Annotated in this window: 13 protein-coding genes; 8 read left to right on the top strand and 5 right to left on the bottom strand. The window is 46.8% G+C overall.

Annotated elements, in window-relative coordinates; translation table 11 throughout:
- Positions 1-23: 23 nt before the first annotated feature.
- Both BEL04_RS23020 and panB read right to left on the bottom strand, forming a co-directional pair.
- On the bottom strand, positions 24-707 hold the full coding sequence (locus tag BEL04_RS23020; RefSeq protein ID WP_066008062.1) for an RluA family pseudouridine synthase: 684 nt from the start codon (positions 705-707) through the stop codon (positions 24-26).
- A 111-nt stretch (positions 708-818) separates the two neighbouring features.
- Positions 819-1,634 carry a 3-methyl-2-oxobutanoate hydroxymethyltransferase gene (gene panB, locus BEL04_RS23025; protein WP_066007970.1) on the bottom strand — a complete coding sequence of 272 codons (816 nt, stop codon included), beginning with the start codon at positions 1,632-1,634 and terminating at the stop codon, positions 819-821.
- Between the two features lie 234 nt (positions 1,635-1,868).
- Here panB and carA point away from each other — a divergent pair, with 234 nt between their 5' ends.
- Entirely contained in the window at positions 1,869-2,966 is a 1,098-nt protein-coding gene (carA, locus tag BEL04_RS23030) for a glutamine-hydrolyzing carbamoyl-phosphate synthase small subunit (RefSeq protein ID WP_066007972.1), read from the top strand.
- Position 2,967: 1 nt separating this feature from the next.
- Here the strand turns inward: carA and BEL04_RS23035 are convergent, their stop codons facing one another.
- The gene (locus BEL04_RS23035; RefSeq protein ID WP_066007973.1) at positions 2,968-3,840 is read right to left on the bottom strand and encodes a PAS domain S-box protein; all 873 of its coding nucleotides are present in this window, start codon (positions 3,838-3,840) and stop codon (positions 2,968-2,970) included.
- Positions 3,841-4,036: 196 nt separating this feature from the next.
- Positions 4,037-4,642, bottom strand: coding sequence for a porin family protein (locus BEL04_RS23040; protein ID WP_066007974.1), 606 nt, complete (start codon positions 4,640-4,642; stop codon positions 4,037-4,039).
- A 260-nt stretch (positions 4,643-4,902) separates the two neighbouring features.
- On the opposite strand from BEL04_RS23040, the gene BEL04_RS23045 reads away from it, so the two are divergent.
- Positions 4,903-6,636 (top strand): glycoside hydrolase family 3 protein, encoded by a 1,734-nt coding sequence (locus tag BEL04_RS23045; protein ID WP_066007975.1) that lies wholly within the window; start codon positions 4,903-4,905, stop codon positions 6,634-6,636.
- A 49-nt stretch (positions 6,637-6,685) separates the two neighbouring features.
- Positions 6,686-7,162, top strand: coding sequence for a hypothetical protein (locus BEL04_RS23050; protein WP_066007976.1), 477 nt, complete (start codon positions 6,686-6,688; stop codon positions 7,160-7,162).
- Positions 7,163-7,272: 110 nt separating this feature from the next.
- Here BEL04_RS23050 and BEL04_RS23055 read toward each other — a convergent pair whose 3' ends face one another.
- Positions 7,273-9,108, bottom strand: coding sequence for an FAD-dependent oxidoreductase (locus tag BEL04_RS23055; RefSeq protein WP_066007977.1), 1,836 nt, complete (start codon positions 9,106-9,108; stop codon positions 7,273-7,275).
- A gap of 57 nt (positions 9,109-9,165) precedes the next feature.
- Between BEL04_RS23055 and BEL04_RS23060 the strand changes: the two genes are divergently transcribed.
- The 5 genes from BEL04_RS23060 to BEL04_RS23080 all read left to right on the top strand — a co-directional run bounded on the left by BEL04_RS23060 (position 9,166) and on the right by BEL04_RS23080 (position 14,759).
- Positions 9,166-10,842, top strand: coding sequence for an amidase (locus BEL04_RS23060; protein WP_066007979.1), 1,677 nt, complete (start codon positions 9,166-9,168; stop codon positions 10,840-10,842).
- A gap of 14 nt (positions 10,843-10,856) precedes the next feature.
- Positions 10,857-11,384 (top strand): YfiT family bacillithiol transferase, encoded by a 528-nt coding sequence (locus BEL04_RS23065; RefSeq protein ID WP_066007981.1) that lies wholly within the window; start codon positions 10,857-10,859, stop codon positions 11,382-11,384.
- Positions 11,385-11,450: 66 nt separating this feature from the next.
- Positions 11,451-13,340: a YARHG domain-containing protein gene (locus tag BEL04_RS23070; RefSeq protein WP_066007983.1), complete on the top strand. Its 1,890-nt coding sequence runs from the start codon at positions 11,451-11,453 to the stop codon at positions 13,338-13,340.
- Positions 13,337-13,963, top strand: a complete 627-nt coding sequence (locus BEL04_RS23075; protein WP_066007985.1) for a DUF2306 domain-containing protein — start codon at positions 13,337-13,339, stop codon at positions 13,961-13,963. Before BEL04_RS23070 ends, BEL04_RS23075 begins: the two co-directional genes overlap by 4 nt.
- A complete protein-coding gene (locus BEL04_RS23080) occupies positions 13,941-14,759 on the top strand; it encodes a hypothetical protein (protein ID WP_066007987.1) in 819 nt (272 codons plus the stop codon). Before BEL04_RS23075 ends, BEL04_RS23080 begins: the two co-directional genes overlap by 23 nt.
- Position 14,760: the final 1 nt, after the last annotated feature.

The raw sequence follows: 14,760 nt of genomic DNA on the forward strand, positions 1-14,760 counted from the left end.
CTTATGTGTGGGACCGGCCTTCGTTATAAAAGCGCTTCAAATTTTTCCCAGAAACCGTCTTTAGGCAAAGGCGCATAGATGACGATCGGCTCCTTTTTAATGGGATGTATAAAACTAATCTTGCGCGAATGCAGGCAGATACTTTTTTTGAGGCTGCCGCGCGGGTAACCGTACTTATTATCGCCAACGATGGGGCAGTTCAAAGTCGAAAGCTGAACCCTGATCTGGTGCGGGCGGCCAGTTATCGGATCAACCTCTATTAAATAGTAACCATTCAGTTCGCCAATGAGCTTATAATTCAATTCGGACCGTAAACTGCCCGGAACTTCTTTATTGTGGGCGGTTGTTACATTTTTCTGCGGGTTTTTAACCAGCCAGTGTACCAGGTTACCTTCGGGCGGCTGGGGGCGGTTACGCACCACGGCCAGGTAAGTTTTATGCACCTCGCGCACTTTAAATAAAGCATTCATCCGCTCGAGCGCCTTGCTGGTTTTGGCAAACATGATGAGCCCGCTCACCGGCCGGTCAATCCGGTGTATCACGCCTAAAAAAGCCCCGTTAGGTTTATTGTATTTTTTTGCGAGATAGGTCTTTACCTTTTCATCGAGCGGCTCGTCGCCGGTATCATCAACCTGTACAATATCGCCCGCCCGCTTGTTGATGGCGATGAGGTGGTTATCCTCGTACAGCACATCGGCATCGGTGATGGCCCCCTCTAAATCTCCCCCTGTAGGGGAGACTTTAAATTTCTTATGGTTAAACTCGCTCACTATTTATTCTTTTTAAGTCCTCCCTTCCGGGGAGGATTTAGGAGGGGCCTAATACTGTTCCTTCTCGTTCGGGAAATCGTTCGATTTTACATCGCCGATATAGCTTTTAATCGCCTCGTTCATGATATCGTACAGGTTTGCGTACTGGCGTAAAAACCTCGGGCGGAAGCCTTTGTTCAGGCCGAGCATATCGTGTATCACCAATACCTGCCCATCGCAATGCCTGCCGGCGCCAATGCCGATGGTGGGTATGCTCAGGCTTTGGCTCACTTCCTGGGCCAGTTTAGCGGGTATCTTTTCGAGTACGATACCGAAGCAGCCTAATTCCTGCAACGTAATGGCGTCTTCGCGCAGTTTTTGAGCTTCGGCTTCTTCCTTGGCCCTGACGGTGTAGGTACCAAATTTATAGATGGATTGCGGCGTTAAGCCCAAATGCCCCATTACCGGGATACCGGCAGCCAAAATACGGCTGATAGATTCGGCAATTTCTTTACCGCCTTCCATTTTAACTGCGTGAGCCCCCGACTCTTTCATGATGCGGATAGCCGAGTTTAAGGCTTCCTTCGAGTTGCCCTGGTACGAGCCAAAAGGCAGGTCGACCACCACCAGCGAACGCTTGATGGCCCGAACCACCGATGAGGCATGGTAGATCATCTGGTCGAGCGTGATAGGCAGTGTGGTTTCGTGGCCGGCCATCACGTTTGAGGCCGAATCGCCGACCAGGATCACATCGATGCCCGCGTCATCAACAATGGTAGCCATCGAGTAATCATATGAGGTAAGCATGGCGATCTTTTCGCCGCGCTGCTTCATCTCCTGCAGGGTGTTGGTCGTTATCCGTTTAACTTCTTTGTGTACCGACATGGTGTTGGTGTTTGAGACGGCAAAGTTGAGAATTATTTCGGATTTCGGATGTGGGATTTCGGATTTGATGGGATTTTGACATTCTAAATCAACAAATTCATTCCGAAATCCGAAATAAAACCCTACATTTGCGGCCGTGAATCCAGAAGTTTCAAACTTCCTATCTCCAGATAAGTTCGCAGTACCGGATACCTGCCTGACCCACTTTTTTTCAAACTTTAATTTTCTTTCGCGATGAGCATTGCTAAACTACCTGCCATATTGTTACTTGCCGACGGGACCGTATTTTACGGTAAAGCGGCCGGAAAGATTGGCACCACTACCGGCGAGATCTGTTTTAATACCGGCATGACGGGTTACCAGGAAATTTTTACCGATCCGTCATACTTCGGCCAGATTATGGTGACCACTAATGCCCATATCGGCAATTATGGCATCAATAGCGAAGAGGTTGAATCGAACAAGATACAGATAGCCGGTTTGGTTTGTAAAAACTATAACGTGGCTTATAGCCGTAAGCAGGCTACCGAATCGATACAGGATTATTTTACCGAGCAGAATATCGTATCAATATCCGATATCGATACCCGCCAGCTGGTGCGCCACATCCGCGATAAGGGTGCGATGAACGCGATCATCTCGTCGGAAACTTTAGATATCGAAGAACTGAAAAAGAAACTGGCCGAAGTACCGTCGATGGATGGCCTGGAGCTATCGTCGCAGGTATCAACCACCGAGGTTTACAACTTTGGCGACGAGAACGCGGCACACCGTTTGGCTGTTTTGGACCTGGGTGTTAAAAAGAATATATTACGCAACTTTGACGACAGGGATGTTTATGCGCAGGTTTTCCCGGCAAAAACCACCTTTAAAGAAATGGAAGCGTTCAACCCCGATGGCTACTTCATATCCAACGGCCCCGGCGATCCATCAGCAATGCCTTACGCTGTAGAAACCGTTAAAGAGATATTAGCTTCCGATAAACCAATGTTCGGCATTTGTTTGGGCCACCAGCTTTTGGCTCTGGCTAACGATATCCCGACTAAAAAAATGTTTAACGGCCACCGCGGTTTGAACCACCCGGTTAAAAACGTGATCAAAAACCACTGTGAGGTTACCTCGCAAAATCATGGCTTTGGCGTGGTTCCAGAGGCGGTAAGAGCGTCTGACAAAGTAGAGATCACCCACGTTAACCTGAACGATCAGTCGATAGAAGGTATCCGGGTAAAAGGCAAAAAGGCATTTTCGGTACAGTACCACCCCGAATCATCGCCCGGCCCGCACGATTCGCGCTACCTGTTCGATGATTTTATCGAAATGATGAAGAAGTAAATCAATACAAAAGCCCTGCACTTACCGGGTTTTTTGGTTTCAAGTCGGGCGTTTCGTGGTAAACGCCCTGGTTGATCTGTTCGTTGATCTCGTACACCATGATATCCAGCTCTGATGCCGATATTTCGATATAGTTGATACAGAGCTCTCTTTCGCTTGCATCGTCGCTTATCCGTATCACGTTCAATAATCCTAAAATCGACGCCAGCGGCCTGCGCACATTGTGTGATTGCGCCCAGGATATTTCGCGCAGCAGGTTGTTCTGGCGCAACAGCTCGGTATTGGCTTGCTGTAACCGTTCTTCGGTAAGCAAACGCTGGGTTACATCTTCGGCGGCGATCATGACATGCTGCTCGTTATTGGTATGCGTAAGGTGCGAGGTGATATGTGCAAAAATGTCGGATCCGTCTTTACGCCTGTGCCGCCATACCCCGAAATTTTTGTAATCGGGTTTTTCAAGGCGATCCGATACGGCTTCCATCACTTTGCCGGCATCTTCAGGCGGGCGGATATCAAGGATGCTCATATTGTAAAATTCTTCCTTGCTGTACCCGTATTTTAACACGGCGGCATCGTTTACGGCAATAAACAGCAATGTTTCGCGGTCGTATATCCACATGGGTATTGGATTATCGTCAAAATAGGTGCGATACTGTTTTTCGCTTAAGCGCAAACGTTTATAGTACCGTTGTATCAGCCGGTAAAGTATAAAGCAGGTGATCAGCACAAACAGCAGGGCGCTGACAGTACCCATACACAGCAAGGGTACATCTTTAGAGGAATGGATCTGATAAAACAAAGCATCGCTTATCGCTATCCACGATACACCGGCAAGGCCGTACATCAGCACAATCCGGAATGCGACGGGCCTCATTTAAGCTTTGGTAGATAATTAAACACGGGGTGTTAAGATAGAATTAATTCGCAATAAAACCAGGTTGTTTTTGCAATTATAATAAATTATAGTTTTAAGAAAATCACCAGGCTTTTTGAACAAGTACAGGAACCGGTAAAAACAAAGGGCCCCTGCCCAACCGGCAGAAGCCCTTCAAACTATCAATCAAAAAAACTTAGGGTATTTTAAAGCCCAAACCTATTTGCCATACCTGGTTACGGTATCGCGGGGTTTGTGTGGTGCCGTCAACATTATCCTGCTGCAGGTCTAACGTATAACGGGCACGCAGATCGACATTGCTGCTCAGGTCGATGCTTAAGCCAAGAACGCCATCGATAATGCTTTTGCGGAAACGGTTAGCATCGTCTTCGTAATGTTGTTGTACGATGGTTGAAAAGCCGTTACTGTAAGTATTGGTTGTCGACATGAGGAACGATACCTGCGGGCCGATAATGATGCCGAAGCCCGGAGCGAGTTTCAGTTTGGCGAGCAAAGGCGCATCGATAAAATTAGTGCGCTGGGTAAACTCGCCCGAGGTAGTCTGCGCTTTATAACCTTTGGTATCATACAAAATCTCAGGATCGAAGGACAAGGGGCCGATCAGGTGGATATCCATGGTAACGCCCGCATTAAAGCCCGTTTTATAACTGGTGGTAAAATTCGGATCGTCGGTTTTAATGATGTTAGAGAAATTTGCACCGCCCGCGACACCAAATTTGATCTGTGCGTTAACTGCACCTGCGAATAACAGGCCCGCAGCAAAAAATATCAGTTTTTTCATTTTTGTTTTTCGTTGTTATTGTGACGGTATTGAAATAAATATGCCAATTACCGGCACCCATAATCATTTAGATACGTTATGGGCTGATTTTGCGGGATTTGCACCATAAAGACATGAGTAAAACGCATCAAATACCCGGTTACAAAGCACACCCTTGTGTATAGTTTTCTGTACAATTTTGGCCTGCGCCCGACTTATTGCCTGTTAAATCGATAACCTTTTGGTAGCTGAATTACCGGCTTATTTGATAGTTTTGTTTTATGATCATCTGCAAAAAAACATTTAAACCAGCTCTTATCATTTTGCTCTGCATCAGCTACCAGATAGCAACTGCCCAAAAACAAAGCTTTGTACATTCGCTCGATCAGCAGAACCATTGGGTCGACTCGGTTTTTAAAAGGCTTAGTAAAAAACAAAAAATAGCGCAGTTGTTTATGGTGCGGGTTTACAGCAGCCAAACCCAGGCTTTCGACGATTCGATAGCCCATCTGATCAAAAAGGAAAAGATAGGCGGTATTGTTTTTTTCCAGGGCGGGCCGGTGCGGCAGGCGCAGTTTACCAATCGTTACCAAAAAATAAGCAAAGTGCCTTTGTTGATTTCGATCGACGGCGAATGGGGCCTGGGAATGAGGCTGGATAGCACCATATCCTACCCCTACCAAATGACGTTGGGCGCTGTACAGGATAATACCTTGTTGTTTAAGATGGGGCAATTTGTAGCGCGCGATTTTAAACGACTGGGCCTGCAAATGAACTTCGGGCCGGATATGGACGTGAACAACAATCCCAACAACCCGGTTATCGGTTTCCGCTCGTTCGGCGATAACAAATACAATGTTGCTGCAAAAGGCATAGCTTATATGCAGGGCATGCAGGATGGCGGCATACTGACTACAGCAAAACACTTCCCGGGCCATGGCGATACCGATGTGGACTCGCATTACGACCTGCCGCAACTGCCTTTTACCCGTCAAAGGCTCGACTCGCTGGAAGAATATCCTTTCCGGGAAGCGATCAAAGCCGGATTGAGCGGCGTTATGGTGGCGCACATGAACATACCTGCATTGGATAGCACCCAACACCTGCCGTCGACCCTTTCGAAACCGATCATTACCGGGATATTGAAAGATTCGCTTGGGTTTAAAGGCCTGGTGGTTTCGGATGCGATGGGTATGAAAGGCGTGGTAAAATACTTCCCTAACGGCGAGGCTGATGTACGCGCGCTTATGGCGGGCATGGATATACTCGAACTATCAGAGAATTCGAAACGGGCCATAAAAATGGTGAAGAGGGCTGTGCGTAAAAAACAGATCGATAAAGAAGAATTATTCGCCCGGGTAAAAAAGGTGCTCGCAGCCAAATACTGGGCCGGTTTAAACCATGTTGAACCTATCGAAACAAACAATTTGATAGCCGACCTGAACAAGCCCGACGCAAAAGCCCTTGTACAGCAGCTAACGGATTCGGCATTAACACAACTGACGAATAACCCGGGGCGACCGGCCATCGATTTTGGCAAAAAGACCGCATTGGTGAGCATCGGCCCGACCGATACCACGGTCTATCAGCGTGAGCTGCAAAAACAGTTTACCGATAGCAAGTTATTCTTCGTGGCTAAAAACACGAGCAATACTCCACCCTTAGATAGCTTATTGAGCCAGTTAAAAGGCTACGACCAGGTGATCATTGGTGTGCACGATACCCGCCTGCGCCCCGCTGCCAAGCTCGATTTTAGCAGCAACGTTAAACTGCTGGTTGCTGAACTGGCCGCACAGCCCAACAGCACCATCAGCGTATTTGCCAACCCGTATACCATTGCCGGTTTGCCGGGCATCGAAAAATGCGGCATGCTGCTGATGGGCTACCAAAAAAGCGATGAGATGCAGCGCTCGGCAGTGAAAGCTATTTGCGGGCAGTTAAAACCTGCGGGTAAATTGCCGGTGAATGTAAGTGTGTTTTTTCCAAGCGGAACGGCACATGTTTATGATCAGTAACAAGTCTCCTTTTGATCAATGAGCAAAGAACAGGGATCAAAGATTTTGTATGGGACAGGATTATCAGGAAATGGTTTTTGAAACACAGATAGATCCATTCGTAAAACGGATGTGGCAGGTTTATCTGGCAAATTTTATCATTACGCCAATTTTCTGTATAGTATCTTCTTGCTTTTTCAAGGAATTTAATGCAATTGTGTTACTATGGCTGGCAACGGTAACCTGTATATTTTTATCAACCGTTTACAGCAGCTACAAATGGTCGCGGAATAAGGTACGCTCGATATCTTTAGTGGATGGCATTTTCAAGGCGATTGTTACCCGGAAAAACTCAGACAGCACATACCTTATACCACAGGAAAGCATCAGCACGAAATTGAAATGGGAAGGCGGCAGGCCAAGAGTTTTAACGTTAATGATATTCTCAAAAAACAATCCGATCGTTAAGGTTTACTCGGGCAGGCAGAAGAATGAATACGATTTGGAAGATATAGCCTATCAGATAAAAAAGAGATTAAATAAGTAGGCCCGGCTCGCAGGGAAACGCCCATATCAAGATCAGGAAGCTCCTCCGGAGCTAAACCCTTTTTAGCTTTCTTCTACAAACAGGCAACTCCTCCGGAGTTTAAAACTGCTTTAATTAATCAACCTCCCCGTTATATCCACATTCCGTGCAAAGGGATTAATATACAAATTGGCCAGTATGGCAAACTCGCGACGGGTGATGGGTTTGCCCAGATCGTAAGCTGATGTGAACTTAAAGCGGCTTTGCCAGTATTTTTTGACGTTTTTTTGCAGGGTCTCGGGGTCGCTCAGGGTCATTTCGCTGATAAACGATAAAAGGTTGCCTACTGTAAAATCATCGCCCGGTTTTACCTTGTTGAACCACAGGAACGAGCGGGCGTAGATCTCCATCAATACCGGTTTAACTTCGGTGGTTTTGACGATGGAGTCGGGTAAAAAGTAGGTAGCTGTGGCTTTGCCTTTAGTTAACTGCACGCCTTTGATGAGGCCGGTAGCGCCAATCTGTTGTATCGACCGGAAGTACGGGTCATTCAGTTTAACATCTACAAAAGGCATTAAATAAGCGTTGAACCTGATGAGTTCTTTCTGCACTTCGCGCACGTTGATCTTTTTGGTTGTGGTTTTGTAAAAAGCGCAAAAAGCGGCTACGGTGCCTGCGCCCTGTCCAACCGTCATCTGTACAGACGGATAGAACGTACTGGCGTTGACCAGGTGGGTGGTCGACATGGCTTTTTCGGTAACCAGCAGATTCTCCATATCGCGTACGATAACCGATCCTAAAGGGATAGAGTAACCCGGCATGGGCGGATAGTTGATTTTAGGCGCGTTGCTCACGGCCGAATAATGCTGGCCTGGCGACGCATCGCCTACGGCGATAGCAGTACGGTAGAGCTTCGAAGCCCTATCGTACGGCGTAAAAATATCACCGGTCACCATACGGATCTGCCCCTGCACGCGGCGGGCTTCGCGGATGTACGGGATCATGGGCAAACGGTCCTTGGTCGGGAACTCCTGGAAATCGGGCGCCAGGTTTTTAAAGCCCAGCTCGGTTTGGAGGTAATAGATCAGGCCTAAGGTTTTCAGCCTGCACTCTTTATAGAAATCGTCGCGCTGATCCGGCTCCAACTGGTCCATCGTAACAGGGAAACTGTTGGCGCATTCGCCCCATTTGATCATGTATTTATCGTTGGGCAGTCTACCGTCGGCCAGCATTTTTTTAATGTCTTTACCTTTAAGGCAGCTGTATAACGATGGATCATACCCTTCGGGTTTATCGATGGTGCGGTCGGCGGCGCGGCCATAATCTTTTAAAACGGCTATCCAGGTCACTTCCTCAATCAGTGGCAAGGCTTCATCTACCCCAATAGGTTCGCCTGTTGTTTTTTTGCTGTCGAAACCGATGTCAAAATTAGCGCCTGCTTTAGCGGCGACATCCGCAGTTTCGGTAGCATCAATCACCACGCGGGCGGATATCGTACTTTTAACGCCTTTTTCGCTGATGACAACATCCCACAAATCGCCGTTCTTTTTAATACCGGCGAACTGGGTGTTGAATTTTACATTCAGGCGTTTAACGGTATCGGTTATTTTTTTGAGGATGGCTGCGCCGGTGTACGGCTCAAAGCGTAAGGTTGCATTTGCTGTGGTATCGTAGCCCGGCGTATTTTTATAGAATTTGATCACGTGTCTGCGAAATTCGCCCCAGATGCCCGATGGTAAATTGCGGTTGGCATCCACGATACAATTTGCACCCGAGGTCATGCTACCGCCCAGCCAGGGCCCTGGCTCCACTATAATGGTCTGTACACCGCTGCGGGCGGCCTGTATACCGGCCGATACCCCGCTGGCACTGCCTCCTATCACTAATACATCTGTTTTTATATTTTCCTGGGCGTGTGCGCCGAAATATGCTGATAATAAAACAAGTACAAATAACTTTTTAACCATTATAGATTTTTATAACAACTGTAAAACGCTAAATTAGGGCAAAGCTTTTAATTGCCTATGAAAAATTATACGAAAAGATCGCGCTTTTTTATCATATCCTGCTGCTGCCTGAGCTTTGTTTTGGGCGCATTTGTGTGGCATGCTGCCGAAAATACCATCACCGTAGATGTGGTTAAACAGGCGCAGAAGGTTATCGGCCTTGAATTTAGCGATGCCCAGGCCGACTCGATGCTGAATAACCTGAACGGCCAGGTAAATACTTATAATACATTGCGTAAACTTAACCTGCCCAACAGCGTGGTACCGGCACTCAACTTTAACCCGGTGCCGGTCGGCTTTACTAATCCCGACAAGGTAAGCGGTTTTGCTATGGCTAAGATGGCTGCGGTGAAACTGCCTGCGGACAAAAACGAACTGGCTTTTTACTCCATTCGCCAACTGGCCGAGCTGATCCGCACCAAACAGATTACTTCTGTTGAGCTGACAAAGTTTTTTATAGACCGTTTAAAGAAATATAATGGCAAGTTGCTGTTCGTGGTAAACTATACCGAAGAGCATGCATTAAAGCAAGCGGCATTGGCCGATGCCGAAATTAAAGCCGGTAAGTATAAAGGTGTTTTGCATGGGATACCGTTCGGAGTGAAAGACCTCCTGTCGTCTGCCGACTCTAAAACGACCTACGGGGCCGCGCCTTACCGCGACCAGGAGTTGAAAATAGATGCTACCGTTGTTAAACGATTAGAAGAAGCTGGAGCTGTATTGATAGCCAAATTAACCCTGGGCGAACTGGCACAGGGTGATACCTGGTTCGGCGGGCAAACGCGTAACCCATGGGATATTACCCGTGGCTCGAGCGGCTCATCGGCCGGGCCGGCTTCGGCGGTGGCCGCGGGTTGTTTGCCTTTTGCCATCGGGTCTGAAACGTTGGGTTCTATTGTATCGCCATCAACCGAGTGCGGCGATACCGGTTTGCGGCCTTCGTTTGGCCGGGTAAGCAAATATGGTGCAATGGCCTTAAGTTGGAGTATGGATAAGCTTGGCCCGATTGCCCGCAACGTGGAAGACGACGCCATTGTGTTTAACGCGATACAAGGACCGGACCCGAACGACCTGAGCACCATTGCTTCGCCATTTAAGTACGATGGCAACATAAAAGACCTGAAGGGTTGGAAGATTGGTTATTTAAAAGCAGCATTTGATAATCTGCGCACACAAAACCATGCCAACGATTCGGTAACGCTTGCCAAACTAAAAGAGCTTGGCGCCGAACTTGTACCGATAGAACAACCTAAAATGCCTTTTGGCTCAATGACTTTTGTTTTAAGCGCTGAAGCGGGAGCGGCCTTTCAGGAGTTAGTTTTAAACCATAAAGACGATATGCTTGCTCAGCAGCGCAAAAGCTCATGGCCAAATACCTTCCGCTCGGCGCAGTTTATACCCGCGGTTGAATACATTAATGCACAACGGGCTCGTACCGTTTTAATACAGCAATGGTACGAGCGTTTAAAGGGGCTCGATCTATATGTAGCACCATCGTTCAGCGCCAATTTATCGCTTACTAATCTCACAGGAAACCCGTGTTTGGTGCTGCCCAATGGTTTAAACCGCCGCGGGTTGCCGGCCAGCATTACCTTTATGGGGCAATTATTCGGCGAGGGCAAGATGCTCGAGGCCGCAAAAATTTACCAGGACGCGACAGACTTTAACAAAAAACATCCTACCTTAAATTTTTAACCCTTTAATAACCTATGAGTACCGAACCATTAGACCGCGCCAAATACCCGATCGGGAAATTTAAGGCACCGGCATCGTACACCCAGCAGGATATGCTGCATTGGATAGCCGAGATCAAAGCTTTACCGGCCAAAATGCGCCAGGCTGTAATGACGCTTAACGAAAAGCAGCTGGATACGCCTTACCGCACCGGCGGCTGGACCATCCGCCAGGTTGTTCATCATACCGCCGATAGTCACCTGAATGCTTTTGCCCGTTTCAAATTTGCCTTAACTGAAGATAACCCCACCATTAAACCTTACGAAGAGGCCGACTGGGCACTGTTTGCCGATTCGAAACTGCCCGTTGAGCCAGCATTGCGCATGCTCGAAGGCCTGCACCAGCGCTGGACCGCCCTGATGGAGGGCATGACCGAAGAGCAATGGAGCCGCACCTATTTCCACCCGGCCAATAACGAAACGGCGCCTTTGCGCAAGGCATTAGGCTTATACGCCTGGCATGGCAACCATCACGTAGCACATATCGAAAATGCGGATGTTTGAAGAAGAAAACAGGTATTGTTTGCAGGATAATTTCTTTTATTTTTATTCTGCAAACAAACTGTCACAATGAAACGAAAACCTGTCATAATCATCGCCGCCGTTGCGGTATTGGGTATCTGTGCGTTTTTATTTATTCGTAGTAAATATCTGGCCAAACCTAAGGATACAGAAGTTATTGCTTTTTTGGAGAAGTTTAACACAACAGTATTAGGCGGCGATCCGGAACAACTGCTTACCTATTTTAATATCCCGCAAAAAAGCAAACCGCTTATGAAATTGTTGAGCGTGCTTTGCAATAAAACCGGGGCATCCGGCTCGGGCCAGCCGCTTTTTGAAGTAAGCCTTACCACCGCTTACAGCGACCTCAAGATCATCAACAACGAGCTTTTGGAAGTGCGGATACCGGCCACTTTCAGCGAGAAGAACAGTAACAACCCGCCTCGGCAAACTTTCCTTTTCATGAAGTTGCGTAAGATCGGCCAGGGTGAGTTTAAGATATTGCAGATAGATGGCCGGGAGTTTTTTAAAGATTATGTGGCGTTTGAAAATGTCATCCGCACGCGTGAGCAACCTGAAAAACAAAATTACGATCCTATAACGTTAGCGGCTTTTGCTGAGGCTCAGAAGCTAAAAGCAAGCTACGATACCATACCTGCTTTTGAGCATTATAACGGTAAAACTTATTACTATGTGGTTAAAGGCTCGGGGAAGGAGTTCTCGTTTGAGCAAGTTGGCGAAGACAGTACCCTGAACTGGAAAATCGGTTTGGTCGGTCCTGATCTTAAAGAGCTCATCCCGGTAAAATATACCTTAATCCATAACATTAGCGGAATAATTGACGGCCTGATAGAAGTAGAAGATAAAGGCAGGCGCGGTTTTTACGATCTTAACGGAAAAGAGGTGGTGCCGATAACCTATGATCAGATTTTGCCTTTAAAAGGCGAAACCAATCTTGCGTTGTTACATAAAGGGCAGGACTATTTTTACCTGAAAAGCGACTTGACCGTTTCCGAAAAAATAGCCGGTTTAAAAATAGCCGATATGCTGCCGCAGATTAAAGAGTATGGCGCTAAATCAACCTTAACCGGGGCCGAATCAAAAGGGCTTATCGAGTTTAACTCGCGCGAGTACCATGCCAGCATCGTATTCCCGCCATCGTACCTTGTTGATTGGGAGGTGCGTCCGCGCGTACAAATGTTTAAAAATCCACTGCGGCCGGATTTCTTATCCGACGAAGAAATGTCGGAAAAATACCTTATCGCATTTGAAAACAGCCCGGCTGCTTCAAACTGGCTTACAAGTGCTTTGTATTCGATAGAAGATAGTTATTTAGGTGGCCGCGGCGGCCTTTACAGCGCCAAGGCATTGGTTGTGGTCGATAAAAAGAGCAATACGGTTGTCGGCCATCAAATGAATGTTGATTACTCTACCGAAGAAAATCCAGGGTCGGAGTCAGAGTGCATCGAAAGCCAGATCAGACAGGTAAACGACACCTTATTTGAGTTTAAAATGAGCTCGATTTACAACCAAACCCTGCACAACGATAAGTTGCTGGCTAACGGACCAACCTTTCATTATCTCTATGTGAAAAATGGCAGGCTGACTGAATTGCACAATAAAAGGCTATTTGGCTTTACCAAGTATGTTAAAATGGACGATAGTTATTTAAAAGGTTGTTATATATATGATGATAAACAGCTCGACCATCCGAACCTGGAAATGTTGCAGTATATGAAGAACGAAATATATGCTGAGTACCTTTACGAGTTTAAAGACCCCAAATGGGCCGAAGTGTTCCAGGGCCGCTTTAACAATTATAACATGGAGGAGCAAAAATATAAACGCAATACCAGCGTCGACGATTCTCTGACGGTTATCGATAAATACAACATCAATTTCCTCGATCAGAAAATAAAAGCACAAAAAGCCTCACCAAAAGTATTGGCCGCTAAATGACGCTAACGGGCAAAATGCTGCGCTACCTGGCATTGCCATGGATATTGTATCTGTCGTTAATGAACCTGTACCTATACAGGCGGATGGAAAGCGACACGGCTTTTCTGCAACTGAAACAAAATGCGGTTAAAACCGGCTGGTATTTGCCCGGTTTTTACGCGCATGTATATGTGAGCTGCACTATCCTTATTATCGGTTTTTTTCAGTTCTCAAAATGGGTTTACCGTAATAAGCCGCTGCATCGTACATTGGGCAAAGTCTATGTTTTCGGGGTATTGTTCTTTTCGGCGCCCGGGGCCTATGTGATGACCATGTTCATCAACCGCGGCATGGGGCCATTCATCTCTTTCATGCTGCAGAATACCTTATGGATAATCTTTACTGCCGCTGCATGGTACTATGCTAAAAACGTGCAAATACCCCAGCACGTAAAAATGATGCGCCGCAGCTACGCACTTGCTTTTGCTGCAGTAACTTTACGTTTTTACATTTACTTGTTCACGGTTTTGGGCAACGGCGTGGGCTTTGCGCACAACTACCTCATCATCGCTTTTTTGAGCTGGGTACCTAATTTGATACTGGTTGAGCTGATCAATTATTATGACAGAGGAAATTATTTATAAAACACTGTATGCTATCTTAGTAATTGGCGGCCTGGTTATTTACGGGTGGGCGCAATTACGAAAGAATAACATCTTTATGAAAAACCCGTCGCGCAAGCCATCAGATATGGTGAGCGTTGGCCCGCTGGGCTATGGTACAGACGGACGCTCGGGTAGGAAGGGTTCACCTTTTTATTATGTTTACTGTTTGGGTGCTGCAGTACTGATCGCACAGATAACAGTTTACGAAGTACTTGCATCCCCTTCCCATCTGCCTGATAATAATGCCGCGCCGAATTATTTTTGGTTTGCCTTATCATTATTCTTATTCCTGGTTGGTTTACTCAACTCGTACTTGCTTAAAACCGATACCAGCTTTAGCGATTATCCTTATTTAAGATACATTGTTAAAGGTTGGCTTACTACGGTTTTAGCAACGCCGGTTATATTCACTATCATTTTTATTTTAAATGGGACGACAGCAAGCCCGGACATTATTGCCGATATATATTTGTTTTGGGTAATCGGCGGCAGCGGCTTTGGGATGCTTGGTTTCGCGTTATTGGGTTTTACCGTGCACTATACCAGTAAACAAAGCTGGGCCGGCGCCAGGAAAAAAGTGGTTATTTTGGCTGTCGCCGAGTTTTTAACTTTTATCACAGTATTTATTTATGCCCCTAAAGTAATCCCCCAGCTCTCATGGTTTGTCATAGCGTTGCTGTATGGTGTAGTTATGGGTACCGGTGTAATGTGCTATAAGTTAGAAGAGCCGGCGTCGGCTGTAACTGAGCCGCCTGACACAACTAACGGAGAGTAAG

It is taken from the genome of Mucilaginibacter sp. PPCGB 2223 (genome assembly GCF_001705515.1).
Lineage (GTDB): Bacteria > Bacteroidota > Bacteroidia > Sphingobacteriales > Sphingobacteriaceae > Mucilaginibacter.